Source organism: Cupriavidus sp. FW305-26 (genome assembly GCF_058787975.1).
This window is the reverse complement of sequence record NZ_JBYTAH010000014.1, coordinates 28,777-54,757: the sequence shown is the minus strand read 5'-3', so window position 1 is coordinate 54,757 and position 25,981 is coordinate 28,777. Positions and strand designations below refer to the sequence as shown.

Genomic DNA, 25,981 nt, shown 5'->3' with positions numbered 1-25,981 from the left:
GAACGATCAGTATGCTGGGATCACGGCCTCGCAAGACCACCCGCAACGGTATTTCGCCACTGGCGCAATATCAAAAAATCACTCCCCTTCAGCAGCATGATCCGGTGCTGGCGGATGCAAGGGGATCGGGAGACAGGAGACGACATGTACCAAGCATCATGCAGATTCGTGTTGCCGGTATCTTCCGTTTCGGCTAGCCGCGCCAAGGCAGGGCTGCGATGAGCGCCTACGTGCTGCGCCGGCTGCTGGCGCTGATTCCCACGCTCTTGTTTGCCAGCCTGATCGTCTTCACCATCGTGCGCATGGTGCCGGGCGATGTGGTCGACCTGATGCTGAGCCAGAACGACATCAGCGCCGATACCCGTACCCGTGAAGACCTGGTCCGCGCCCTCGGCATGGACCGCCCGATGTGGCAGCAGTATGTGCATTGGGTCGGCGGCATCGTGCTGCGCGGCGACCTGGGCCAGTCGCTGTGGCAGGGCGAGCCGGTGTTGTCGATGGTGACCGCGCGCATTCCCGCCACGTTCTCGCTGGGCGTGATCGCGCTGGTGGTGGCGCTGTCGGTGGCGCTGCCGATCGGCGTGCTGTCGGCCATCCGCCAGGACAGCGCCGCCGACTATATCGCGCGCTCGTTCTCCATCCTGATGCTGGCCATCCCCAGCTTCTGGCTAGGCACCATGGTGATGGTGTTCCCGTCGGTCTGGTGGGGCTGGTCGCCCGAGGCCCGCTACGTGCCCTTCCATGAAGACCCGGTGCAGCATGTGCGCAACATGCTGATCCCCGCCATCGTGCTGGGCATGGCGCTGTCCGCCATCACCATGCGCATGACGCGCACCATGATGCTGGAGGTGCTGCGCCAGGACTATATCCGCACGGCCTGGGCCAAGGGCCTGAGCGAGCGCCTGGTGGTGCTGCGCCACGCCTTGCGCAATGCGCTGATCCCGGTGGTGACGCTGATCGGGCTGCAGGCGCCGCTGCTGATCGGCGGCGCGGTCATCATCGAGCAGATCTTCGCGCTGCCCGGCATGGGCCTGCTGCTGCTCGACGCCGTGCACCAGCGCGACTATCCGGTCATCACCGGCGTATTCCTGGTAGTGGGTGTCGCGGTGATGCTGATCAACCTGCTCGTCGACCTGAGCTACGGGCTGTTCGATCCGAAAGTGAGGCACCGCTGATGGCCAAGCCCGCCCTGCACCCCAATCCCGCCGCCCCCGCGGCCGCTGCCGCACCGGTCCGGCGCGCCGTGCCCGGCCGCGGGCTGCTCAGGCGGCTGTTCCGCGACAAGCCGCTGGGCGCCGCCGGCGCCGTCATCTGCGCCATCTTCCTGTTCTGCGGCGTGTTCGCCGACCTGCTGGCGCCGTACGGCATGAACGAGATCAGCATGCTGCAGCGGCTGCAGGCGCCCTCCTGGGCGCATCCGTTCGGCACCGACAACCTTGGCCGCGACATGCTGTCGCGCTGCCTGTACGGCGCGCAGCTGTCGGTGGTGATCGGCCTGAGCGCGGCCACGCTGGCCACGGCGATCTCGGTGCTGCTCGGCATCCTGACCGGCTACCTCGGCGGCAAGCTGGACCTGATCGTGCAGCGCATGGTCGATGCCTGGATGAGCTTCCCGGACCTCGTGATCCTGATCGTGGTGGTCTCGGTGCTGGGCCCGGGCAGCTGGCAGATCGTCTGCACGCTGGGGCTGCTGCTTGGCATCGGCGGCTCGCGCATCGTGCGCAGCGCGGTGGTCTCGGTGCGCGAGAACATGTATGTCCACGCCGCGCAGTCGATGGGCGCGTCCACCACGCGCATCCTGTGGCGCCATATCCTGCCCAATGTGCTGCCCCCGGTGATCGTGCTGTTCACCACCCGGGTCGGCACGGCAATCCTGGCGGAATCGGGCCTGTCCTTCCTGGGCCTGGGCGTGCCGCCGCCCGCGCCGACGTGGGGCGGCATGCTGTCCGGCGATGGGCGCACCTTCATGTTCCAGGGCCCCTGGCTGGCGCTGGCGCCGGGCATCTGCCTCACCATCGTGGTCTACGCGATCAATATCTACGGCGACGCCCTGCGCGACCTGCTGGACCCACGCATGCGCGGCACGCGCTAGCGCCCGCCCGAATAGCAGTCCCCTGCCGCGCTGGCGCGGCGGGGCATGGATTTCCCGCGCGGCCATGCCGCCGGGCCAACGGCAGTCGACCACGGAGGGCTTCGGTTTGAACACACAGGCATCCTCGATGTTGGCGGGCGTGGTGCTCGCATTGTGCGCAGCCACGGCGGGCGCGCAGAGCGACGCGCCCAAGTACGGCGGCACGCTGGAGATCGGCTCGGTCTACCCGACCATCTCGGCCCTGTCATGGGACCTGGCCGACTGGAACTGGAAGCAGAACTACGACACCGGCCAGGTCTACGAGCAGCTGTTCGTGGCCGACCTGTCCAAGTCCAGGCGCCTCGGCGGCAAGTACAGCTTCCAGGCCGACGCGTGGCTGCCCGAGGACGCCATCCGCGGCGAGCTGGCCGAAAGCTGGAAGTGGCTCGATCCGCAGACGCTGGAAGTCAGGCTGCGCAAGGGCGTCAGGTTCCCGGCCAAGCCCGGCGTGATGGAAGAGCGCGAACTGGTGGCGGACGACGTGGTCTTCAGCTACACGCGCCAGGCCGAAAGCGCGAAGAAGATCCCCACCTATTTCGACCACCTGGCCAAGGTGGAGGCGAAGGACAAGCATACGGTGCTGTTCCGCTTCAGCAAGTACAACGCCGAGTGGGACTACCGCTTCGGCTGGGGCTACTACTCCGGCATCATGCCGAAGGAGGTGGCCAGCGCCGGCGCCGGCAACTGGAAGCACGTCAATGGCAGCGGCCCGTTCCAGCTGACCCAGTTCGTGCAGGGCAACGCCAGCACCTATACGCGCAACGCCTTGTACTGGGATACCGAGAAGGTGGGCAGCAAGGATTTCAAGCTGCCCTTCGTCGACAAGATGGTGCTGCGCACCATCAAGGACGAAGCCACGCGCAACACCATGCTGCGCACGGGCAAGCTCGACGTCATGGAAGGCATACGCTGGACCTCGGTGGAAGAGCTGAAGAAGAGCGCGCCGCAGCTGCAGTGGTCGCGCTGGCTGTCCTTCACCGGGCAATACCTGGCCATGCGCGTGGACACCAAGCCCTTCAACGATATCCGCGTGCGCCGCGCGCTCAACATGGCGGTCAACAAGCAGGAGATCGTCAAGCAGTACTACGGCGGCAACGCGGAGCTGTTTGCCTATCCGCAGCACCCGGACTACGAGGGCTACTTCGAGCCGCTCAGCGCCATGCCTGAGAACGTGAAGGAGCTCTTCACCTACAACCCCGACAAGGCCCGCAAGCTGCTGGCCGAGGCCGGCTACCCCAAGGGCTTCAAGTTCAAGGTGCAGGTATGCGCCTGCGCGCCGGACCATATGGAGCTGCTGCCGCTGATTGCCGCGTACCTGGAACAGGTCAATGTGCGCATCGAGATCCAGCCGATGGAGTACGGCGCATTCCTGTCCGCGATGACGACGCGGACCAATGCGCCCGGCTACATGATGGCCAACGGCCATACCAATCCCACCACCACGATCCGCAAGAGCTTCGTGCCGGGACAGGTATGGAACGCCGCGCAGTGGGGCAACGACGCTTACACGAAGCGGGTCGAAGCCGCCTTTGAGCTGCGCGATCTCGGCAAGCGGCAGGAAGCGCTGCGCGGGCTCACGCGCGACATCCTGGCCGAGGCGCCCTATATCTGGCTGCCCACGCCCTATATGTACACCGCCTGGTGGCCGTGGGTGCGCAACTACGGCGGCGAGCTGCGCGCGGGCGCGGTGCGGCCCGGGCCGATCTATGCACGCATGTGGATCGACCAGGACATGAAGAAGAAGCTTGGCTTCTGAGCCGCGCCACCCGAGGAGACACGCATGACGCAGCCCATCCTGCAGGTCAGGGACCTCACCACGCGCTTTCGCACCGATCGCGGCGTGGTGACCGCGGTCGACCAGGTCTCGTTCGACGTGGCCCCGGGCGAGACCCTGGCCATCGTCGGCGAATCCGGCTCGGGCAAGAGCGTGACGGCGCTGTCGATACTGGGCCTGATCCCCGCCCCGGGCGGTTCGATCGACTCCGGCGAGATCGTGTTCGAGGGCCAGGACTTGCTCAGGCTCGGCCCCCGCGGCATGCGTGCCATCCGCGGCAACCGGATCGCGATGATCTTCCAGGAGCCGATGTCATCGATGAACCCGGCGCTCACCATCGGCAAGCAGATTGCCGAGCCCATCCACCTGCATCGCGGACTGCCCTGGAAGACCGCGCTGGGGATGGCCGGCGAGCTGCTCGGCAAGGTCCAGATCCCCGAGCCCCAGAGCCGGCTTTCAGCCTATCCGCACCAGTTTTCGGGCGGCATGCGGCAGCGCGCGATGATTGCCATGGCGCTGGCCTGCGAGCCGCGGCTGATCATCGCCGACGAGCCCACCACCGCGCTCGACGTCACCGTGCAGGCCCAGATCCTGGACCTGCTGAAGGACCTGGCCGAGCGCATGGGCACGGCACTGATCCTGATCACGCATGACCTGGGCGTGGTGGCGCGCTATGCCGACCGGGTTGCCGTGATGTACGGCGGCAGGCTGGTGGAAACCGCCTCCGCCGAGGCCCTGTACCGGCAGCCCGCCCACCCCTACACACGCGGGCTGATGGCCTCCGTGCCGCGCATTGACGGCGACACCCGGGAGCCGCTGGTTCCCATCGAAGGCCAGCCGCCCGACCTGACTGCGCTGGGCCCGGGCTGCGCCTTCCTGCCGCGCTGCAAGCAGGCGATCGACCAGTGCCGCAGCGCCCGGCCGCCGTTGCTCGGCGTGCCGGACGCGGCCACGCGGCAGCTTTCCGACCAACATTTCAAGGCGTGCTTCCTCCATGAACTCCATTGAAGCGATAGCGGAGCCGGCAACGGGCAACGGCGGTGTGCAGGCGGGCATGCAGCATGACGTGCGGGCCGACGTGCAGAGTGGCGATGAGATCCTGCGCGTCGACGACCTCAAGGTGCATTTCCCGGTCACGCGCGGCGTGCTGCTCAAGCGCCAGGTGGGCTCGGTCAGGGCGGTCGACGGCGTGTCATTCACGCTGCGCCGTGGCGAGACCCTGGGCCTGGTCGGCGAAAGCGGCTGCGGCAAGTCCACCACCGGGCTTGCCATCCTCAAGATGCTGGCCGCCAGCGCCGGACGCATCGCCTTCCGCGGCGCCGACCTGGCCAGCTTCACGCGGGCGCAGGAGCAGCAATTCCGGCGCAGCGTGCAGATGGTCTACCAGGATCCCTTCGGCTCCCTGAACCCGCGCATGAAGGTCAGCGACATCATCAGCGAACCGCTGGAGGTGCATGATTTCCCCGGCGGTCGCAGCGCCCGCCGCGCGCGCGTGGCGGAGTTGCTGGACATGGTCGGGCTGCTGCCCTATATGGCGGACCGCTACCCGCACGAGTTCTCCGGCGGGCAGCGCCAGCGCATCGGCATCGCCCGCGCGCTGGCGCTCGGGCCCAGCGTCATCGTCTGCGATGAGCCGGTGTCGGCGCTCGACGTTTCGATCCAGGCGCAGGTGGTCAACGTGCTGATGTCGCTGCAGCGGCGGCTTGGCCTGTCCTACCTGTTCATCGCGCACGACCTGGCCGTGGTGCGGCATATCAGCGACCGCATCGCGGTGATGTACCTGGGCCGCATCGTCGAGATCGCGAGCCGCGAGGCGCTCTACGCCCGCCCCCGCCATCCCTACACCCAGGCGCTGCTGTCGGCGGTGCCGGTGGCCAGCGTGGAAGGCGAGCGCAGCCGCAAGCGCATCGTGCTGCAGGGCGAGGTGCCGAGCCCGATGAATCCGCCGTCGGGATGCCGCTTCCATACCCGCTGCCCGGTGGCGATGGCGCGTTGCCGCAGCGAAGACCCGGCGCTGCAGGCGCAGCCGGATGGCCAGATGGTGGCCTGCCACCTCTACACTTGAGCGTGTGCTAGCGCTCAGGGCTCCGAGAGGATCCCCATCAGCAACGGCCGCACGAACAGGTCAGCGGCGTTGTCCGCATGGGCATCGCGCACCCAGCGGGACAACTCCACCGCGGCATTGATCATGCCGTTGACCTGCAGCGCGGCAATGGACTGGTCCAGTGCCCGGATCGAGCCATCCTGCATGCCCAGCACCAGGAAGCGCACGATCCGCGCCGACAGCCGGCTCATGGTCAGCATCTTCTCCTTGCGCATGTCCTCGGGCAGCGCGCCATAGATGGTCAGGCGCAGCAGCGGCCCCTGGCTGGAGAACTGGTATTGCACCAGCGCCCGCGACACCGCGCACAGCTTGTCCCAGCCAGTGCCCGGGCCGTTCTCCACCAGCGTCTGGGTATTGCGGATCACTGCAAACATGCGGTCGACGCAGGCCGAGATCAGGTCGTCCTTGTTCTCGTTGTGGTGATAGAACGCGCCCTTGGTCAGGTTCAGCCGCGCCGAGATGCGGTCGGCCGACGCGCCGCGATAGCCCTGCTCGTTGAGCAGCTCGGTCGCGGCGCGCAGGAACGCCTCCTGCGTGGTCTCGGGCCTGTCCGGCGCAGGCAGCAGCGCGGATACGTCCATCTGCGCATGCCAGCGGGCCGACGGCGCGGCAATGCCGTGCAGCAGCACGTCGACCACGGTCTGCGCCACCTTCGGATAGTCCTCGGGCTCATAGCGCTCCACCCACGACATCGCGCCGGTCGCCAGCGACAGCAGCAGGTGAGCGCGCGCGCTCAGCGCACTGCGCTGCGCCGGATCGGCGGGCGGGCGCTCGCGCAGCAGCTGGCGGATGCGGCGGAACATGTCGGTGTAGGCGTCGAATGCGATATCGGCATGGCTGTCCGGCAGCGCCCGGATCTCGCGAAAACTCATCAGTTCAGGCCGCTCGCCGGTGGCGGTGCGCGCCAGGCGCTCGAAGAACAGCGCGATGAAGGCCTTTACCCGTTCGCGCGGCGCCGGCTGCTGCTGGGCCGCACTGGCGATGTCCACCATCTCGCCGATGGCGCGCAGCAGGCACGCCACCACCAGGTCTTCCTTCTTGCGGTAGTAGTACGTGATGCTGTTGGTGCTCAGGCCCACGTCCTCCGCCACATCCGACAAGGTGGTGCCCCGTACGCCCTGGTGGTTGAAGCGCCGCGCGGCGGCGTCCAGGATGGCCTCGCGCTTTTCGACATAGCGGCGGGTCAGGCGGGCTTGCGCGGGGTCCTTGGACATGGCTGGGAGATGTGGTCGCGCAATATTGCGAGTGGACGTGGTGAGGCGGCACAGTGCCTGCGCGGATTATAGCGGGCGCCCCGCTCCCTGCCCGCCAATGCAAAAGCCCGCCAGTGACGGCGGGCTCGTGCTTGCTGCTTGCCGGCGTCAGTTCACCCGCCGGTTCATCCCTTCCCAGAACGGCTCGCGCAGCTTGCGCCGCAGCAGCTTGCCCGATGGGTTGCGCGGCAACGCCTCGACAAACTCGATGCTCTTGGGCACCTTGAAGCCCGCCAGCCGCTGGCGCGTCCACGCGATGATGCCGGCCTGGTCCGGCGCCTGTCCCGGCTTGAGCACGACGATGGCCTTGACCGCCTCGCCCCACTTCTCGTCCGGCACACCAACCACCGCCACGTCGGCCACCTGCGGGTGGCCGTAGATCGCGCTTTCGACCTCGGCCGGATAGACGTTCTCGCCGCCGCTGATGATCATGTCCTTGACGCGGTCATGGATGTACAGGTAGCCCTCGGCATCCAAGTAGCCCGCGTCGCCGGTGCGCAGCCAGCCTTCGGCGTCGATGGTGCGCGCGGTCTCTTCGGGCTGCTTCCAGTAGCCGGCCATGTTGTGCTGCGAGCGCACCACGAGCTCGCCGACCTCGCCGGGCGCGAGCTGGCGGCCTTCATAGTCGACCACCTTGATCTCCACGCCAGGCAGCGGCTTGCCCGCGGCACGCATGCGCGGCACTTCCTCGGTGGTGTGGTCCTCGGGCGGCAGCGCCACGATGGTGCCGGTGGTCTCGGTCATGCCGTACTGCTGCACGAAGCCGCAGCCGAACACCTCGATGCCCTCGCGCAGCAGCGCCGCGGGAATCGGCGCGGCGCCGTACAGCAGGTACTTCAGGCGCGAGTAGTCCACCTGGCGCGCGCGCGGGTCGCGCAGCACGATCTGCATCGCGGCCGGCACCAGGAACAGCTTGCTGATGCGTTCCTTCTCGATAAAGTCGAGCACCGCGCGCGGATCGAACTCGCGCGCGACCACGCCCTTGGCACCGGACAGCAGGTTGCGCAGGCCCCAGCCGGAGCCGCCGATATGCGCCACCGGCATCGCCACCAGCGAAACATCGTCGGCGACCCAGTGCGACCAGAGCAGGTTCTCGCGCTCGCTGACTTCGGTGCCGATGGTCAGGTTGCGGTGCGTGAGCATCGCGCCCTTGGGCCGGCCGGTGGTGCCGGATGTGTACAGCTGCAGCAGCACGTCATGCGCGGCTGGCTGGTGCGCGGGCGGCGTGTCCGGCTGCGCGTCGCGCCAGTCGGTGTAGCACTGCCACTCGCCTTGCCCGGCGCACAGCTCCATCACCACCACCTTGCGCACCATCGGCAGCGCGGGCAGCAGGTTCCGGACCATTGCCGCCGATTCCGCCCCGACGAAGAGCACCACGGCATCGCAATGGCCGAGGATGAATTCCACCTCGGGCGGCGCCAGGCGCCAGCTGGCCGGCGTCATCACCGCGCCGATCTTGGACGCGCCAAGCAGCAGCTCGAAATAGTGGTCGCTGTTCTTGCCGATATAGCCAATGCGCTCGCCGACCCCGGCGCCTTCAGCCAGCAGGGCCTGGGCCACGCGATTGGTGTTCCGCTCGAACCCGGCATAGGTGGTCTGCCGGCCTTCGAACGCATACGCCACCGCCTCGGGCCGCAGGCGCGCGAAGTGGCGTACCGCGTGGGGCAGTGTCGTCAGATAGCTGAAGTCCATCCGCGTCTCCTGATTTTGAGAGTGTCCGGACCAGCGGTGCGCGGGGCCCGGACACGACGATGTGCTGGCGCTACGCTCAGCGCGGCGCCATGCGGATGGCGCCGTCGAGGCGCACCGACTCGCCGTTGAAATAGCCGTTGCGACACATCTCGACGGCCAGCGAGGCGAACTCTTCCGGCTGCCCCAGGCGCTTGGGGAACGGCACCGAAGCCGCCAGCGCGGCCTTGACGTTCTCTGCCGCGCCCTGCAGCAGCGGGGTATTGAAGATGCCCGGCAGGATGGTGTTGACGCGGATGCCTTCGCCCGCCAGGTCGCGCGCGATCGGCAGCGTCATGCCGACCACGCCGGCCTTCGATGCCGAGTACGCGGCCTGGCCCATCTGGCCGTCCTGCGCCGCCACCGACGCGGTATTGATGATCACGCCGCGCTCGCCGCCGGCGCTGTCCAGCGTCAGCATGCCCGCGGCCGAGCGCGCGATGCAGCGGAAGGTCCCGATCAGGTTGATCTGGATGATGCGCTCGAAGGCATCGGTCGGGAAATGCTTGATCTGGTCCGGCGCTTCCTTGGAACGCGAGGCGGTCTTGATGGCGTTGCCGGTGCCGGCGCAGTTGACCAGGATGCGTTCCTGGCCGATGGCGGCGCGCGCCCTGGCAAAGCCGGCCTCGACCTCGGCCTCTGAGGTGACGTTGACCTGGCAGAACACGCCGCCCAGTTCACGCGCCAGCGCTTCGCCCTTCTCCACGTTGAGGTCGAACAGCGCCACGCGCACGCCCTGCGCTGCCAGCGCACGTGCCGTCGCCGCGCCCAGGCCCGAAGCGCCCCCCGTCACCACTGCCGATACCGATGCATTGAGTTCCATATGTCTTTCCCTTGTCTCTTGTTCCTGGTCCGGCCGGATCCAGCGCGGCCCCGCGGTCTGATAAAGCCGGCAGGCGCAAGAATCGCCTGTACCGGAGTGGGGTCGAGATTCGTGGATCGGCCGTTGCCACGCATCGTCCGAAGCGACGAATGAGGATGGCGCGGGCCTGCGGCGCGCTCCGGCACCCGGCGCGACCGATGCGCTACAGTGACGCGATCGACGGCCATTCCGGCGCCGCCCGGCACCGGCAACCGACTACGGACCATGCACAAACCCGAACACCACGCCCCCACCCCTGCGCCCCGCTGGCATGCCGCCTTGCAGCCGGTGCTGCGTGCGCTCGCCATGCTGGCCGCGCTGTTGACGCTGCTGTGCGCCATCCCGGCGCACGCCGCCCCGGCCGGCTCCCTCGCGGCACTGCTGGGCAAGGCGGAGAAACCCGCGGCGCCGGCCAGCGCACCCGCCGCCAGCGTGCCGCTGGCGCAGTCGCTGGACCAGGTGATCGCCACGCTGCAGAACGACGGCGAGCGGCGCGCCCTGGTGGGCCAGCTGCAAACCATGCGCCAGGGGCTGGGAGCCTCCGGGGCCGCGCCGGCCTCCGCCGCGACAGCCCCAGCCGGCGCCTCCGCGCCCGGCCTGATCGGTGCCGTCGCTGAAGTGCTGGACGAGGTCGATTCCCATCTGCGCGAGGATCGCGGCCCGTGGCAGTTCTGGCGCTGGCGCACGCGCTTCGCGGGCGAGGAATGGCACGCCGCGCTCACCCACAACGGCATCGGCACGACGCTGGCCTCGCTGCGTGAATTCGCGCTGGTGCTGGCAGTCTGGGCGGTGAGCGGCGGGGCCTTGTGGGAGATCGGCCACCGCATCCGGCGCCGGCGCGCGGGCAAACCCACGCGCGCCGAGCGCGGCAAGCTGCCCGAGCTGCCATCGTGGGTCGACGTCGGCGTCTTCATGCTGCGCCATATCGGGCCGTGGGTGGTGGCATTCGGGCTGACGTTGCTGCTGGCCCAACACATGTTTGCCCAATCGCCAGCCAGCGTCGCCGCCGTGCTGGTGGCGTATGCGATCGTGGCCGGTGCGATCGCGGCAGCGGTGTGCCAGGTCATCTTCACGCTGTTCCGCACCGCGCACCGGCAGCTGGCGGTGCGGCAACTGCTGGCGCACTCACCGTGGCTGCTGTTCTGCACAGGGGCGCTGGCAGCACTGGGCGACGGCGCCACCGACAGCCGCGTGATCGCCGTGCTCGGCACCAACCTGTGCGCGCTGGTGGCCACCGTGGCCAATATCGCCACGGCCCTGGGCATCGGCGCGTTCGCGCTGTGTTTCCGCCGGCAGATTGGCCAGCTGATCGGGCTGCGGCCGCTGGCCTTCCGCCAGGCGCGCCCGGCCGTGACCGACCTGCTGCGGCTGGCCGGCCAGGCCTGGCACCTGCCGGTGCTGGCAGTGGTGGTGGCATCGGTGGTCGGCACCATCCTGGCCACCGGCAATGCGGATGTGTTCCTGCGCCGCACGGTGGCGTCGGTGGCGCTGTTCCTCGCCGGGCTGCTACTGACGATGGTGGTGGGGCACTCGCCCAAGGCCACCGCGCGCGCGCCGCGCATCCGCGACCGCCGCCGCTCGGCCTACCTGCAGCGCTTCGGGCGCTTTGCGCTGGCGCTGGTGCGCGTGCTGATCTGGGCGGTCTTCATCGAGATGGTGATGCGCGTCTGGGGCACGTCGCTGGTGCGCCTGGCCGAGTCGTCCGCCGCGGGCCGCCATCTCACCGAGACGGTCTTCAGCGTCACCAGCACCGTGCTGCTGGCCTGGCTGGTCTGGCTGCTGATCGACACCGCCATCATGCAATCACTGTCGCCGGCACACGGGCGCGGCGCGCAGCCCAGCCTGCGGGCCAAGACCATCCTGCCGCTGGTGCGCAACGCCTCGTTCATCGGCCTGCTGGTGATCACGGTGATCGCGGTGCTGGCCAACCTGGGCGTCAACGTGACGCCGCTGCTGGCCGGCGCGGGCGTGGTCGGCCTGGCCATCGGCTTCGGCGCGCAAAGCCTGGTGCAGGACCTGATCACGGGGCTGTTCATCGTGGTCGAGGACTCCATCGCCATCGGCGACTCGATCGAGCTGCCGGACCACGCCGGCGTGGTCGAAGCCATGACCATCCGCACGGTCAAGCTGCGCGACGGCCGCGGCGCGCTGCACACGCTGCCGTACAGCCAGATCAAGGCAGTCAAGAACCTGTCGCGCGGCTATGGCTACGCGGTGTTCAACATCGGCATCACCTACCAGAGCGACCTGGACCAGGCGCTGGAGCTGATCCGCACCACCGGCGCCGAACTGGCGCGTGACCATCGCTACGCGCGCAACCTGATGTCGGGGCTGGACGTCCTGGGGCTGGACCGGTTCGACCCGAACGGCCCGGTGGTGATGGCACAGTTCAAGACCCGGCCGCTGATGCAGGCCGAGATCACGCGCGCCTTCAATGCGCGGCTCAAGCGCAATTTCGACGCCAACGACATCCGCATGGCATCGCCGAGCCTGACGATCCAGGTGGATGGCGGCGCGGCGCAACTGCTGGATCCGGAAACCGCCAACGAAAAAGCCACCCAACGGGCGGCTGATCCGACAATTCAGGGACAGTAGCAACGCGGTTGGCGCAGGCGTTCCTCTTCACGACGGAGGCGGCGCCTGCCACGGATTGAGCACCTGCAGCCCGGCCGCTTCAAAGGGCGACACGTCCCGTGTCGCGACCATCATGCCGTTGGCCGCGGCAATCGCGGCGATGTAGCCATCCGGCGTGGGAAGGCCGCGGCCGCGGCCACGGCTTCTGGCGGCAACGGCGAGTTCCGCATAGTGCCGGGCCGCATTCGTGTCGAACGGCAAGATGCGCCCTTCGAACAGCGTCACCAGGCCGTCCAGCGCAGCGGCCAGCATGGCGCGGCGCCTGTCCGCCGGCAGCGCGCCGATGCCGAAAAGCAGTTCGGCCAGCGTCACACTGGACAGGTACAAGGTCTCGGCGGCCTGGTCGTTGAGCCAGCCGCGCACGGCGTCGGCCGGTTCCGGCTTCATGGCCTCGGAAATAACGTTGGTATCCAGGACGATCATTCAAACCTCACCGGCTCGGCCGCTGCCTTGTCCTTGCCCTGCCCGATCGCTTCAACGTCCGCATTCGACAGGCCGATCTCGCGGCCAAGCATCGCCAGCGCATCGCCCAGGCGCACGCGCTTCTGCGGCATCACCGCGCTGGCCAGGATCTGACGCACCTCAGCCTCGGTACTGCGTCCGTTCCGGGCGGCACGGACCCGCAGCGCACGATGCACGTCGTCGGGCACATTTCTAACGGTCAGGATCGGCATGATTGCCCTCATTAATGCAGTGCCAACGCTGTCACCCAAGCAAGTACTGTGCTCTTGCTGCGTTGAACCTGTGGCACAAGCGCCAACAGAATCGTGGCGCATGTGGAACGTCGCGCACTATTTCAGTGCTGAAAATTCCTTTTTTCCGGGGCGCTACCATCGCGCTGCGGCATGATCACGTCCCTGCCTGGCCTGGCGGGGAGTTACGCCGTGCAATCCGTATTTTCCCCCCCGATGCGGGGGATAAAACAAACAACATTGTTTGGCATGATTGCGTTACGGCGGACATGACGGGACAATGCGCGCCGCCAGCAGCATCCGTATCGGCGCAGATACAGAACGCCAGAACGGAACCGATAACACAAAAAGATGTAGCCACTTGCCGTGGCACAGAGCAATAGGCGTTTGCCACCGGGGGGATCTGAACATGGGCGAACACCCGACTACGGACGAGGACTTCCATCGTCTGGTCGACTCAATCTACGAGTCCGCGCTGGACGTTGCGGCCATGCCCGCCGCCCTCGACCTATTTTCCCGATACACCTGCACAGGCAGCCCGCGTTACCTGATCTGGGACAAGCTGGCCGGCCACGCCCGCCTTGGCGTGACCCCGCACGGCTGCTTCACCAGCGGCGCCAGCATGCCCGACTGGCTGCCCGGTCCGCTCGACCTGCCCCATGCGGGCGCTTGCTGCGCCCCCAATGACGCCCCCGCGCTGGCCTGCGACGGTGCCGCCGCGCTGGTGGCCTCGCACCATGGCGGCATGGCGGATGCGGCCACGGCTGCGCTGGCCTGCAGCGGACTGGAACAAGGCATCCGCCTGATCGAGAACGCCGAGGTTTGCGTGCTGATGAGCGGCACCAGCGCGGGCAGCATCAGCGTGGGCCAGCGCGAGCGGCGCCTGGCCCACGTGATGCCGCACTGGGTGCGCGCGGCACGGATGCAGCAGCGCAACTTCGAGCTGAGCGGACTGGCCAGCCTGGGACTGGCCGGGCTGGATACGCTGGACTTCGGCGTGATGGTGCTGCAGGCCGACCTGCGCGTGCGCTATGCCAACAGCTGGGCCGAGGCGCTGGTGCAGGCCGACGGCCACCTGTCGCTGCAGGGCGGCGTGCTGCGCGCCCACAGCGAGACCCTGCAGGCGGTGCTGCGCAAGCTGCTTGACGGTGCCATGCGCGCGCGCGGCACTGAGGCGGCCTCCGGCTCGTGGATGCACATCACCTCCGGCGGACAGCCGGTGCCGATCATCGTCACGCCGCTGGTCTCGCGCCAGCCGGTGGAGGGCCCGTGGCAGCTGCCGGCCGCGATGATGCTGTTCGGCAACTCGGAATCGCGCTCGGTGCTGGATGCCGGCGTGCTGACCTCGCTGTTCGGGCTGTCGCGCAAGGAGAGCATTATCGCGGTCCGCCTGGCTGCCGGCGAAACCCTCAACGAGATTGCCGAGCGCGAATTTCTCTCTCCCCACACCGTGCGCGTGCATATCCGCGACACGCTGCGCAAGACCGGCACGCATCGCCAGTCAGAGCTGGTGCGGCTGCTGCACCTGCTGCCGGGCGTGAACCTGGAGCGCGCCAGCGTGACCCCGGCTGTGCGGCCGCGCGCGCCGCGCCCGCGCGCCGCCTGAGGCGCCGCACCACCCCGCATCAGTTCACTGCCGCCTGCGCCGCCGCCAGGAAGCGCTGCACCTGGCGGTCGCCGTCATCGGGCCGCGCCGCCAGCGCAATGCCGATGCGCCCGGCCGGCCGCGGGCTGGACAATGGCAGGAAGCGCACGCGCCGGTTGGCGTAGCGCGCCGCCACGCTCGGCACCAGGGCCACGCCAAGCCCGCTCTCGACCAGGCTGACCTGGGTCTGCACCTGCACCGCCTCCTGCGTGACACGCGGCACAAAGCCCGCCTGCTGGCACAGCAGCATTGCCACCGCGTGCAGGTTGGGCACCTGCGCCGCCGGATACATGATGAAGGGCTCGTCCGCAAGCGCGCGCAGCGGGATGGCGTCTGCGCCTGCCAGCGGACTGTCAGCCGGGACTGCCGCGACAAAGACGTCGTTTTCCAGCGGCGTCAGCGAATAGTTGCCGGTGTTCAGGATCGGAAAGCGCACCAGGCCGGCGTCGATCTGGTGCTTTTCCAGGCGGTCCAGGATCGCGGCGGTGGTGGATTCATGCAGGATCAGTTCGATGCCGGGATGCGCCGCGCGGAACGCCGGGATCAGCTTGGGCAGCAGCGCATACGTCGCCGAGCCGATAAAGCCGATGCGCAGCGCGCCGCGCTCGCCCTGCCCCGCGGCGATCGCGGCGGCACGTGCCTGCTGCGCATGGAACAGTGCACGGCGCGCATCGTGCAGCGCAGCCTCGCCCGCCTGCGTCAGCCTCACCCCGCGCGAGGTGCGCACGAACAGCGCCGTGCCAAGCTGGCCTTCGAGCTTGCGGATGGAAATGGAAAGCGGCGGCTGCGCCATGTGCAGGCGTTCAGCGGCGCGGTGGAAGTTGCCCGTCTCGGCCAGGGCGACGAACTGCTGCAGCTGGCGGAAGTCCATGGCTCGTTAATATCCTGTGAATATCGATTTCTAAAAAACTAATATTAGACCAAGCCTCGCCTGCTGATCTACCCTGTGCCCCACAGTCAACAAGATCGGAGACAACATGCTGCCGCTTGCAGGCATCCGCGTGGTCGACCTGTCCACCGTGGTGATGGGGCCGTATGCCAGCCAGTGGCTGGCCGACCTTGGCGCCGAGGTGATCAAGGTCGAGCCGCCCGAAGGCGATTCCACCCGCCGCACCGGCCCCGCCGCCGAGCCCGGCATGGCGGCCATTTTCCTGGGCGTGAACCGCAGCAAGCGCAGCGTGGTGCTGGACCTGAAGCAGCCGGCCGCGCAGGCCGCGCTGGACCGCGTGCTGGCCGGCGCCGACGTGCTGATGCACAGCATGCGCCCACAAAAGCTGGCCGCACTGGGGCTGGCACCCGACGACGTGCGGGCGCGCCACCCGGAGCTGGTCTTTGTCAGCCTGCTCGGCTTTGCCGAGGAAGGCCCCTATGGCGGCCGCCCGGCGTACGACGACATCATCCAGGGCCTGTCGGGCAATGCCGCGCTGATGGCGGCGCAAACCGGCGACAGCCGCTACTTCCCTACCATCGCCGCGGACAAGACCAGCGGGCTGGTGGCCGCGCTGTCGGTCTGCGCGGCGCTGGCCGGGCGCGCGCGGCGCAATGCCGATGGCGGCAGCGGCCACGGCACGCTGGTCGAAGTGCCGATGTTCGAATCCATGGTCGCCTTCAACCTGGTCGAGCACTTCTACGGCCGCCATTTCGAGCCGCCGCGCGGCCCCAGCGGCTATCCGCGCGTGCTGGCACCGCTGCGCCGCCCGTACCGCAGCGCCGACGGCTATGTCTGCATGATGCCGTACACCGACGCGCACTGGTGCGACTTCTTCCACGCCGCCGGGCGCCCCGAGCTGGCCGCCGATGCGCGCTTTGCCGACATCGCGGCACGCACGCGGCATATCGAGACGCTGTACGAGCTCACCGGCGAAATCGTGCACGGACAGACCACCGCGCACTGGGTTGAGCTGTGCGAACGCCTGCAGATCCCGGTGGCGCGCATCAATGAACTCGACGACCTGCCGGCCGATCCGCACCTGGCCGCCACTGGCTTCTTCGAAACCGTCGAAGACCCGGCCATGGGCACGCTGCGTTTTCCCGGCGCGCCGGTGCGTTTCGACAGCCAGCGCGCGCCGCTGGGCATCCCGCCGCGGCTGGGCGAGCACACCGCGAGCGTGCTGGCCCAGGCGGGACTGTCCGCAGAAGCGATCGCGCAATTGCAACTAAGCGGTGCCGCACGCTGCGCACCCGCCAAGGAGACACCATGAAGCATGCAGAACTGCCCCGCCTCGGCCAGGGCTTCTACTGGCAGGACCTGCAGGAGGGCCAGGCCTTCCGCACCTTCGCCCGTACCGTGACCGAGACCGACCTGGTCAATTTCATCTCCGTCACCGGCATGGTCGAGGCCATCTTCATCGAAGCCGGCTATGACGGTGGCGCCATCCAGGGCCGGCCGGTGCCGGCGGCGCTGACCTACACGCTGATCGAGGGCTTCATCCTGCAGACCATGATCCAGGGCACCGGGCTGGCCATGCTGGAACTCACGCAGCAGATCCACGCCCCGGTGGTGGTGGGCGACACCATCCACGCCACCGTGACCGTGACCGGCATCCGCCCCACTTCGCGCAACGGCCGGGCGGTGGTGGATTCGCGCATCGAGGTGTTCAACCAGCGCGGGGAGCAGGTCATGACCTACACCGCGCGCCGGTTGCTGGCGGGACGCTGAACCCACGGCGGCATCCGCCGCGTGGCTGCATGGATGGAGGAGACAAGCACATGAAGGCAAAGACTTTCATCACGACACTGGCTGCCGCGGCAGCCATCGTATTGCCGGCGATGCTGGCGCAGCCGGCGGCGGCGGCCGATGCCGCCTACCCGTCGCACCCGATCCGCATGGTGGTGCCGTTCCCGCCGGGCGGCCCGACCGACCTGGTGTCGCGCGTGATCGCACGGCGCATGAGCGAGACGCTCGGCCAGCAGGTGCTGGTCGACAACCGGCCCGGCGCCAACGGCAATATCGGCGCGGAGATCGTCGCCAAGGCGCCGGCCGACGGCTATACGGTGCTGTACAACACCTCGTCGATCGCGCTGAGCCCGGCGCTCTACCGCAAGCTCAGCTACGACGTGAAACGCGATTTCGCGCCGGTGGCGCTGACGGCAATGGTGCCGCTGGTGCTGGAGGTCAACGCGCAGCTGCCGGTACAGAACGTGAAAGAGTTCATCCAGTACCTGAAGGCCAACCCCGACAAGCTCACCTACGGCTCGGCCGGCAACGGCAACGTGACGCACCTGGCGGCCTTCATGTTCCTGCAGGCCAACGGTCTGTCGGCAGTGCATGCGCCCTACAAGGGCAGCGCGCCGGCACTGACCGACCTGGCCAGCGGACAGGTGCAGTTCATGGCCGACACCATCAATTCATCGCTGCCCTTCATCCGCGACAAGCGCATGCGCGCGCTGGCCGTCACCAGCACCACGCGCAGCGCCCAGTTGCCGGACGTGCCCACCCTTGCCGAAACCGTGCAGCCGGGCTTCGAGGTCGGCGCCTGGCAGGGCATGATGGTGCCGGCCAGGACACCGGCCGAGATCGTGCGCAAGCTCAATGCCGCCGCCACCAAGGCGCTGGCCCACCCCGAGACGCGCGCAAGCCTGGCCGCGCAGGGGGCGGAGCCGCGCGGATCGACCCCGGAGGCCTACGCCGCCTACCTCAGCGCGGAAATGACGCGCTGGCAGAAGGTCGTGAAGGATTCAGGCGCGACGCTGGACTGAGACCGCTGGCACCAGCCAATACCAGACACAGGATTTCACCGTGACCGCATTGCTTTCCACTTTCGGCCTGACCTCCCTGCCGCCGCACGCCGTGGCGTTCCGCGGCGAGGTGCGGGCCTTTCTCGATGAACACCTGCCCGCGCTGCCGCCGGAAACGCGCGCGCGCTCGTGGATGGGCTTTGACGCCGCCTTCAGCCGGGCGCTGGCCGCGCGCGGCTGGGTCGGCATCACGCTGCCGGCGCAGTTCGGCGGCGCGGGCCTGGACCCGTTTTCGCGTTTCGTGCTGGTGGAAGAACTGCTGGCCTGCGGCGCGCCGGTGTCGGCGCACTGGATCGCCGACCGCCAGAGCGGCCCGCTGATCCTGCGCTACGGCAACGACGCGCAGAAGGCGCGCTACCTGCCCGCGATCAGCCGCGGCGAGGCCTTCTTCTGCATCGGCATGAGCGAGCCCAACTCCGGCTCGGACCTGGCCAGCGTGGCCACGCGCGCGGTGCGCCAGGCGGACGGCAGCTGGCGCCTGAACGGCCGCAAGATCTGGACTACCAATGCCGACCGCTGCCACTTCATGATCGCGCTGGTGCGCACCTCGGGCACGCCGCAGGACCGGCAGGCCGGACTGTCGCAGTTCATCGTCGATCTGCACGCACCGGGCGTGACGGTGCGGCCGATCCACGACCTGGCGGGCGACGCGCACTTCTCCGAAGTCACCTTCGACGACGCGGCGCTGGCCCCGGACGCGCTGGTCGGCCAGGAAGGCAGCGGCTGGGAGCAGGTCAACGCCGAGTTGGCGTTCGAGCGCAGCGGCCCGGAGCGCCTCTACTCCAGCGTGGTGCTGCTCGACACCTGGCTCGACGCCATGCGCCGGCTGCCGCCGGCACGCCGCGACACGGTGACCGCGGGCCGGCTCGCCGGCCACCTGGCGGTGCTGCGCGCCATGTCGCTGGCCGTCACGTCGCGGCTGGCCGCCGGTGAAAGCCCGGTGGTGGAGGCCGCGCTGGTGAAGGACCTGGGCACGACCTTCGAGCAGTCGATCCCCGCGCTGGTGGAAGCCGCGCTCGGTGATGAACCCGCCCTGGCGGCCGATGGGGCGCTGTACCGCACCCTGGCCTATGTCACGCAGATCGCGCCGTCGTACTCGCTGCGCGGCGGCACCCGCGAAATCCTGCGCGGCATGATCGCGCGCGGGCTCGGCCTGCGCTGAATCCGCCCCCGTCGACCGCCATCCTGAACGAGATACCCCATGCATAACGCCTATTCCGACGCCCTCGACGCGCTGCTGCGCGACTGCTGCCCACCCGCCACCGTGCGCGCGCTGGAACAGCAGGCCGACCCGCAGCCGCTGTGGCAAGCGCTGCTGGAAAGCGGCTTTGCCGATTGCCTGCTGCCCGAATCAGCCGGCGGTGCCGCGCTGCCGCTGCGCGAGCTGGCGCCGGTGCTCTTTGCCACCGGCCGCCACGCCTTGCCGTTGCCGCTGGCGCAGACCATCTTTGCGCGCGCGCTGCTGCAGGCGCATGGCATCGCCCTGCCCGCCGGCCCGGTCGCACTCGCCGGCTTTGAAGACGGCGCCGGCGCGGCGCTGATGGCCGACGCCCGCCATGCGCAGTGGTTCCTGCTGCAGGACGGCGAGCGTTGCCTGCTGCTGTCGGCGGCCGATGCCCGCGCCGAAGCGACCGGCGCCCATCACGACCTGACGCTGCGCGTGCCGCGCCCTGACGCCTCGGCGCCAGCGGCGTTTTCACTGCCCGCCGGCACCCTGCGCACGCTGGGCGCCTGCCTGCACACGGCGCAGCTGGCCGGCGCGCTGTCGCACGTGCTCGACCTGACCCTGCAGTACGCCAACGACCGCCAGCAGTTCGGGCGCGCCATCGGCAAGTTCCAGGCGATCCAGCACCAGGTCAGCGAGATGGCCGAGCATGTCGCCGCCGCACGCGTGGCCGCACAGCTGGCCTGCGACAGCGGCACCGGCACGCCCGACCGGCTGCGCGCGGCCATCGGCAAGCTGCGCGCCAGCGACGCGGTCACGCCGGTGGCCGCCATCGCTCACGCCGTGCACGGCGCCATCGGGATCACTGAGGAATACGACCTGCAACTCTATACGCGCCGGCTGCATGCGTGGCGCGTGGCGGACGGGTCAGAGCGCTGGTGGAGCCGGATGCTGGGCGAGCAGGTATGCGCCAGCGCCGGCCGCAACGCGGTGGAGCTGGTGCGCGAATGGTGCGAGCCCGCGCCCGCCGCCTGAGCGGCCGGGCCTAACCCCGGCAATCGCGGGATCAGGCGGCCAGGCTGAGGCCGCCGCCGTGCGGGCGGCGGTGGCGCCGCTCCGGCTTGCACTCATATTTCAGCTCGGTGCGGCCGTCCTCGTAGGCGACCTCGAGCCGCACGGTGAAGCCCCACAGCCGGGTCACGTGCCGGATCACCTCGTCGAAGTTGTGCGCCAGCGGCCGGCGGTCGTTCTGCAGGTGCCGCAGCGTCAGCGAGCGGTCGCCGCCCACGTCGACATTGGTGACCTGGATATTGGGCTCCATGCTGGAGAGGTCATATTGCGCCGCCATCAGCTGGCGGATCGCGCGGTAGCCTTCATCGTTGTGGATCGCGGTGACGCGCAGCTTGCCTTCGCGGTCATCGTCCAGCACCGAGAACAGCTTCAGCTCGCGGATCACGCGCGGCGACAGGAACTGCAGCAGGAAGCTCTCGTCCTTGAAGTTGCGCATGGCAAAGTCCAGCGTCTTGCGCCAGTCGCTGCCGGCAAACTCCGGGGCCCAGCGGTAGTCCTCTTCGGTCGGGTTCTCGCACATGCGGCGCAGGTCCTGGAACATCAGGAAACCGACCGTGTAGGGGTTCATGCCGCTGTAATAGGGGCTGTTGTACGGCGGTTGGTAAATCACGTTGGTATGCGCCTGCAGCAGCTCCATCATGAACGCATCGTTGACCAGCTTTTCCTCGTACAGCTGGTTGATGATGGTGTAGTGCCAGAACGTGGCCCAGCCTTCGTTCATGACCTTGGTCTGGCGCTGCGGATAGAAATACTGCGCGATCTTGCGCACGATGCGCACGATCTCGCGCTGCCACGAGGCCAGCTTGGGCGCGTTCTTCTCGATGAAGTACAGCAGATTCTCCTGCGGCTCGGGCGGGAAGATGATTTCCCCCTCGGACGCCTCGTCCTCCGACGCCAGCGCATGCGGCCGGTGCTTGGGCAGGGTGCGCCACAGGTCGTTGACCTGCATCTGCAGGTAGTTCTCGCGATCGGCCTGGCGCGCCTTTTCCTCGGTGATGGACAGCTTCTTGGGCCGCTTGTAGCGGTCCACGCCATAGTTCTGCAAGGCGTGGCAAGAGTCCAGCAGCAGTTCAACCTCACGCTCGCCGTAACGCTGCTCGCACTCGGCCACGTAGTTCTTGGCAAACAGCAGGTAATCCACGATGGCGTCCGCGTTGGTCCAGGTGCGGAACAGGTAGTTGCCCTTGAAGAAGGAGTTGTGGCCGTAGCAGGCGTGCGCGATCGTCAGCGCCTGCATCGGCATGGTGTTCTCCTCCATCAGGTAGGCGATGCAGGGATTGGAGTTGATGACGATCTCGTAGGCCAGCCCCATGTGGCCGCGCTGGTAGCTGCGCTCGGACGCCAGGAAGTGCTTGCCGTAGGACCAGTGGCTGTAGCCGACCGGCAGCCCCGCCGACGCGTAGGCGTCGAGCATCTGCTCGGCGGTGATGATCTCGATCTGGTTGGGATAGGTATCCAGCCCGAATTCGCCGGCGATGCGGGCGATCTCGCGGTCATACCGTTTGATCAGCTCGAAGGTCCATTCCGAACCCGTGGAGAGATAAGCCATCTTCGCCCCTTGTTGCCCGGGCAAGGCGCCAGACCCGTCCGGCGCGCACGGCATCGCCGCGCCGCGTGGTCCGCGTTGCCTCGCCATTTGCCTTCACTGTGGCCCCCCGCGAGGAAGGCCAGGATCGGCGCCAACCTATGCTGCGCGCTTCTGGAACAGGTCGTGCAGCACCGGGTAGATCTCGTCCGCACCGATGATGCGCTGCATCGCAAAGTGATCGAACTGTCCCTTGACCGTCAGATACTCTTCCCAGAGGTTCTGCGGCTCTTCCGATGCGACTTCAACATATGCATAGTACTGGACCAGTGGCAGGATCGAATCGCGCAGCAGGCGTCCGCACAACTCGGAATCACCGGCCCAGTTATCGCCGTCTGACGCCTGCGCGCAGTAGATATTCCACTGGCTGGGCGGATAGCGGTCGTGGATCACTTCCACCATCAGCTTCAGCGCACTGGATACCACGGTACCACCGGACTCGCGCGAGTGGAAGAAGTCTTCCTCATCGACTTCCTTCGCCACCGTGTGATGGCGAATGAACACCACGTCGATGCGCTCGTAGTTGCGCTTCAGGAACAGGTACAGCAGCATGAAGAAGCGCTTGGCCAGGTCCTTGCGGCTCTCGTCCATCGAGCCGGACACGTCCATCAGGCAGAACATCACCGCCTGGGCCTGGGGGCGCTTCTTCAGCACGCGGTTGTTGTAGCGCAGGTCGAGCTTCTCGATAAACGGCACGCGGTCGATGCAGGCACGCAGGTGCCGCATCTTCTCCATCAGCTCGAGCGTGCCTTCGGCGTAGGGGCCGTCCTTTTCCAGCGCCTCGCTGTAGTCCAGCTCCAGCTCGCGCAGGCGCTTCTGGTAAGGGCTGGACAAGGCGATGCGCCGCCCCAGCGAACTGCGCATGGTGCGCAGGATCGACAGGTTGGACGGCGTGCCGTCGATGGAAAAGCCGGCGCGCACCTTGCGCACCTCGGCGATCTTGGCGAGGTGGCGCTTGGCCAGGTCCGGCAGCGCCATGTCCTCGAAGAAGAAGTTCAGGAAATCCTCGCGCGACAGCGTGAAGACGAAATCGTCTTCGCCTTCGCCGCTGTCGCTGGCGCGCGAACCGGTCCCGCCACCGCCCTGCTGCTGGCGGTCGAAGGAATCACCCTTGACGAATTTCTTGTTGCCAGGGTGAATCCACTCGCGCCGCCCGCCCGGGCCGTGGTGGAAGATCGGTTCGGAGATGTCCTTGACCGGAATGGACACCTGGCCGCTCTGCTCGATGTCCATGATCTTCCGGCCGGACACCGCCTTTGCCACCGCTTGCCGGATCTGCTCGCGGTAGCGCTTGATGAAACGTTGCTGGTTGACGGCACTCTTGTTGCCGCCGTTCTCGCGCCGATCGATGACCGTAGCCATATGTTGCCCTCGTTGAGAGACCTGTTCCGCGGCGCCGTTACGATGACTTTCTTACGCGCAGATACCACTCCACCAGAAGTCTCACTTGCTTGGGCGTGTACCCCTTCTCGACCATGCGGTTGACGAAGTTCTCGTGCTTATCCTGGTCTTCGCGCGAAGACTTGGCATTGAACGAGATCACCGGCAGCAGGTCCTCCGTGGTGGAGAACATGCGCTTCTCGATCACCATCCGCAGCTTTTCATAGCTGGTCCAGACCGGATTCTTGCCACTGTTGTTGGCTCGCGCCCGCAGCACGAAGTTGACGATCTCGTTGCGGAAGTCCTTCGGGTTCGAGATACCCGCGGGCTTCTCCACTTTCTCAAGCTCGTCGTTCAGCGCGTTGCGGTCGAGGATCTCGCCGGTATTGGGATCGCGGTACTCCTGGTCCTGGATCCACAGGTCGGCGAACACCACATAGCGGTCGAAGATGTTCTGCCCATACTCCGAATACGACTCCAGGTAGGCGGTCTGGATCTCCTTGCCGATGAACTCCACGAACGGAGTGGTCAGGTACTCCTTGATGTACGACAGCAGCTTGGCTTCCTGTTCCGGCGGGAACTGCTCGCGCTCGATCTGCTGTTCGAGCACGTACAGCAGGTGCACCGGGTTGGCCGCCACTTCGGTGTTGTCGAAGTTGAAGACCTTGGACAGAACCTTGAACGCAAAGCGCGTCGACAGCCCGTTCATGCCTTCGTCGATGCCGGCGTAGTCGCGGTATTCCTGGTACGACTTCGCTTTCGGATCCACGTCCTTCAGGCTTTCGCCGTCATAGACGCGCATCTTCGAGAAGACATTGGAGTTCTCGGGCTCCTTGATGCGCGTAAGCACCGCGAACTGCGCCATCATCTTCAGCGTGTTGGGCGCGCACGGCGCGGCCGACAGCGAACTGCTGCGCAAGAGCTTGTCGTAGATCTTCACCTCGTCGGACACGCGCAGCACGTACGGCACCTTGACGATATAGATCCGGTCCAGGAAAGCCTCGTTGTTCTTGTCCGACTTGAAGGTCGTCCACTCGGCCTCGTTCGAGTGCGCCAGGATGATGCCGTCGAACGGGATCGCGCCGAAGCCTTCGGTGCCCTTGTAGTTGCCTTCCTGTGTTGCCGTCAGCAGCGGGTGCAGGACCTTGATCGGCGCCTTGAACATTTCAACGAACTCGAGCAGGCCGCGGTTGGCCAGGCAGAGCCCGCCGGAATAGGAGTACGCGTCCGGATCGTCCTGCGGAAAATCTTCCAGCTTGCGGATGTCGACCTTGCCGACCAGCGAGGAAATATCCTGGTTGTTTTCGTCGCCAGGCTCGGTCTTCGAGATCGCAATCTGCGACAGCACCGAAGGGCGCAGCTTGACCACCCGGAACCTGGTGATATCGCCGTTGAACTCGTGCAGGCGCTTGACCGCCCATGGCGAGGCAATGGTGTTCAGATACCGGACCGGAATGCCGTAGTCCTCTTCCAGGATCTTGCCGTCCTCCTCTGGCGCGAACAGCCCCAGCGGCGACTCATGGATCGGCGAACCCTTGAGCGCGTAGATGGGGATCTCCTCCATCAGCGCCTTGAGCTTTTCAGCGAGCGAGGACTTGCCACCACCCGGAGGCCCGAGCAGGTAGAGGATCTGCTTGCGCTCTTCCAGGCCCTGCGCCGCGTGCTTGAAGAACGAGACGATCTGTTCGATCGTGTCCTCCATGCCATAGAAGTCGCGGAAGGCCGGATAGATGCGGATGACCTTGTTGAAGAACAGGCGGGACAGCCTGGGGTCATGGTGGGTATCCACCAGCTCAGGCTGGCCGATGGCGGCAAGCATGCGCTCTGCAGCAGTCGCGTAGGCAGTCGGATCCTTCTTGCAGATCTCCAGGTACTCCTGGATGCTGTATTCCTCTTCCTTGCGAGCTTCGAAGCGCGTAGCGTAATGGCCAAAAATGTCCATACCTCACTCCCGTCAGAGTTCACGTCCGAGGCGTGCTACCCCTAAGGCTTCGCGCAACGTTCGCGGCACACCACCCCGGCCTGGCGACCTGTCATGTTGCGAAGTCTTTACTTCATCATAGTCAAATAACGGCGATGGTGGAATCCGAGTTGACAAATCTCGCATCGATGCAACGTCTGTTTCGTTGCTGCATTTTCTGCATGAATTCGCTTCAGCTTTTGGCTGCATTCCGCTCGGGCCTTGCCCCCGCACGCGACGGGCCATTGACCATGCTTGT

General features: G+C 67.2%; 21 protein-coding genes. 12 read left to right on the top strand and 9 right to left on the bottom strand.

The window, feature by feature from the left end:
* The first annotated feature begins 218 nt into the window (after positions 1–218).
* The 5 genes from AC3WQZ_RS10935 to AC3WQZ_RS10915 all read left to right on the top strand — a co-directional run bounded on the left by AC3WQZ_RS10935 (position 219) and on the right by AC3WQZ_RS10915 (position 5,970).
* Positions 219–1,175, top strand: coding sequence for an ABC transporter permease (locus AC3WQZ_RS10935; protein WP_011616772.1), 957 nt, complete (start codon positions 219–221; stop codon positions 1,173–1,175).
* A complete protein-coding gene (locus tag AC3WQZ_RS10930; RefSeq protein ID WP_010811699.1) occupies positions 1,175–2,092 on the top strand; it encodes an ABC transporter permease in 918 nt (305 codons plus the stop codon). The genes AC3WQZ_RS10935 and AC3WQZ_RS10930 overlap by 1 nt, the downstream gene beginning before the upstream one ends.
* A 127-nt stretch (positions 2,093–2,219) precedes the next feature.
* Entirely contained in the window at positions 2,220–3,887 is a 1,668-nt protein-coding gene (locus tag AC3WQZ_RS10925; protein ID WP_492300557.1) for an ABC transporter substrate-binding protein, read from the top strand.
* Between the two features lie 24 nt (positions 3,888–3,911).
* Positions 3,912–4,913, top strand: coding sequence for an ABC transporter ATP-binding protein (locus AC3WQZ_RS10920; protein WP_058697848.1), 1,002 nt, complete (start codon positions 3,912–3,914; stop codon positions 4,911–4,913).
* Between the two features lie 46 nt (positions 4,914–4,959).
* Complete coding sequence (locus AC3WQZ_RS10915; protein ID WP_037024202.1) at positions 4,960–5,970, top strand: ABC transporter ATP-binding protein; 1,011 nt, start codon at positions 4,960–4,962, stop codon at positions 5,968–5,970.
* A gap of 14 nt (positions 5,971–5,984) precedes the next feature.
* Here the strand turns inward: AC3WQZ_RS10915 and AC3WQZ_RS10910 are convergent, their stop codons facing one another.
* The 3 genes from AC3WQZ_RS10910 to AC3WQZ_RS10900 all read right to left on the bottom strand — a co-directional run bounded on the left by AC3WQZ_RS10910 (position 5,985) and on the right by AC3WQZ_RS10900 (position 9,813).
* Positions 5,985–7,223, bottom strand: coding sequence for a TetR/AcrR family transcriptional regulator (locus AC3WQZ_RS10910; RefSeq protein ID WP_010811703.1), 1,239 nt, complete (start codon positions 7,221–7,223; stop codon positions 5,985–5,987).
* A gap of 147 nt (positions 7,224–7,370) precedes the next feature.
* Positions 7,371–8,954 (bottom strand): fatty acid--CoA ligase, encoded by a 1,584-nt coding sequence (locus AC3WQZ_RS10905; RefSeq protein WP_492300540.1) that lies wholly within the window; start codon positions 8,952–8,954, stop codon positions 7,371–7,373.
* A gap of 76 nt (positions 8,955–9,030) precedes the next feature.
* On the bottom strand, positions 9,031–9,813 hold the full coding sequence (locus AC3WQZ_RS10900; RefSeq protein WP_011616767.1) for an SDR family NAD(P)-dependent oxidoreductase: 783 nt from the start codon (positions 9,811–9,813) through the stop codon (positions 9,031–9,033).
* A gap of 264 nt (positions 9,814–10,077) precedes the next feature.
* On the opposite strand from AC3WQZ_RS10900, the gene AC3WQZ_RS10895 reads away from it, so the two are divergent.
* A complete protein-coding gene (locus tag AC3WQZ_RS10895; protein WP_492300538.1) occupies positions 10,078–12,447 on the top strand; it encodes a mechanosensitive ion channel domain-containing protein in 2,370 nt (789 codons plus the stop codon).
* A gap of 27 nt (positions 12,448–12,474) precedes the next feature.
* On the opposite strand, the gene AC3WQZ_RS10890 is transcribed toward AC3WQZ_RS10895, so the two are convergent.
* Both AC3WQZ_RS10890 and AC3WQZ_RS10885 read right to left on the bottom strand, forming a co-directional pair.
* Positions 12,475–12,909 (bottom strand): type II toxin-antitoxin system VapC family toxin, encoded by a 435-nt coding sequence (locus AC3WQZ_RS10890; RefSeq protein ID WP_492300536.1) that lies wholly within the window; start codon positions 12,907–12,909, stop codon positions 12,475–12,477.
* On the bottom strand, positions 12,906–13,160 hold the full coding sequence (locus AC3WQZ_RS10885; protein ID WP_010811708.1) for a FitA-like ribbon-helix-helix domain-containing protein: 255 nt from the start codon (positions 13,158–13,160) through the stop codon (positions 12,906–12,908). The genes AC3WQZ_RS10890 and AC3WQZ_RS10885 overlap by 4 nt, the downstream gene beginning before the upstream one ends.
* Before the next feature lie 427 nt (positions 13,161–13,587).
* On the opposite strand from AC3WQZ_RS10885, the gene AC3WQZ_RS10880 reads away from it, so the two are divergent.
* Positions 13,588–14,784 carry a helix-turn-helix transcriptional regulator gene (locus AC3WQZ_RS10880; protein ID WP_010811709.1) on the top strand — a complete coding sequence of 399 codons (1,197 nt, stop codon included), beginning with the start codon at positions 13,588–13,590 and terminating at the stop codon, positions 14,782–14,784.
* 19 nt (positions 14,785–14,803) lie between these two features.
* On the opposite strand, the gene AC3WQZ_RS10875 is transcribed toward AC3WQZ_RS10880, so the two are convergent.
* Complete coding sequence (locus AC3WQZ_RS10875) at positions 14,804–15,694, bottom strand: LysR family transcriptional regulator (RefSeq protein WP_010811710.1); 891 nt, start codon at positions 15,692–15,694, stop codon at positions 14,804–14,806.
* Positions 15,695–15,800: 106 nt separating this feature from the next.
* On the opposite strand from AC3WQZ_RS10875, the gene AC3WQZ_RS10870 reads away from it, so the two are divergent.
* The 5 genes from AC3WQZ_RS10870 to AC3WQZ_RS10850 are packed head-to-tail and all read left to right on the top strand — an operon-like array spanning position 15,801 to position 20,761.
* A complete protein-coding gene (locus AC3WQZ_RS10870; RefSeq protein ID WP_010811711.1) occupies positions 15,801–17,024 on the top strand; it encodes a CaiB/BaiF CoA transferase family protein in 1,224 nt (407 codons plus the stop codon).
* Positions 17,021–17,482, top strand: a complete 462-nt coding sequence (locus AC3WQZ_RS10865) for a MaoC family dehydratase (RefSeq protein ID WP_010811712.1) — start codon at positions 17,021–17,023, stop codon at positions 17,480–17,482. Before AC3WQZ_RS10870 ends, AC3WQZ_RS10865 begins: the two co-directional genes overlap by 4 nt.
* A gap of 50 nt (positions 17,483–17,532) precedes the next feature.
* On the top strand, positions 17,533–18,522 hold the full coding sequence (locus AC3WQZ_RS10860) for a tripartite tricarboxylate transporter substrate binding protein (RefSeq protein ID WP_010811713.1): 990 nt from the start codon (positions 17,533–17,535) through the stop codon (positions 18,520–18,522).
* Between the two features lie 40 nt (positions 18,523–18,562).
* Positions 18,563–19,723: an acyl-CoA dehydrogenase family protein gene (locus AC3WQZ_RS10855; protein ID WP_010811714.1), complete on the top strand. Its 1,161-nt coding sequence runs from the start codon at positions 18,563–18,565 to the stop codon at positions 19,721–19,723.
* A 39-nt stretch (positions 19,724–19,762) separates the two neighbouring features.
* Positions 19,763–20,761 (top strand): acyl-CoA dehydrogenase family protein, encoded by a 999-nt coding sequence (locus AC3WQZ_RS10850; protein WP_010811715.1) that lies wholly within the window; start codon positions 19,763–19,765, stop codon positions 20,759–20,761.
* Between the two features lie 31 nt (positions 20,762–20,792).
* Here the strand turns inward: AC3WQZ_RS10850 and AC3WQZ_RS10845 are convergent, their stop codons facing one another.
* The 3 genes from AC3WQZ_RS10845 to AC3WQZ_RS10835 all read right to left on the bottom strand — a co-directional run bounded on the left by AC3WQZ_RS10845 (position 20,793) and on the right by AC3WQZ_RS10835 (position 25,704).
* On the bottom strand, positions 20,793–22,346 hold the full coding sequence (locus AC3WQZ_RS10845; RefSeq protein ID WP_010811716.1) for a SpoVR family protein: 1,554 nt from the start codon (positions 22,344–22,346) through the stop codon (positions 20,793–20,795).
* Positions 22,347–22,481: 135 nt separating this feature from the next.
* Positions 22,482–23,744 carry a YeaH/YhbH family protein gene (locus AC3WQZ_RS10840; RefSeq protein ID WP_010811717.1) on the bottom strand — a complete coding sequence of 421 codons (1,263 nt, stop codon included), beginning with the start codon at positions 23,742–23,744 and terminating at the stop codon, positions 22,482–22,484.
* Between the two features lie 37 nt (positions 23,745–23,781).
* A complete protein-coding gene (locus AC3WQZ_RS10835) occupies positions 23,782–25,704 on the bottom strand; it encodes a PrkA family serine protein kinase (RefSeq protein WP_010811718.1) in 1,923 nt (640 codons plus the stop codon).
* Positions 25,705–25,981: the final 277 nt, after the last annotated feature.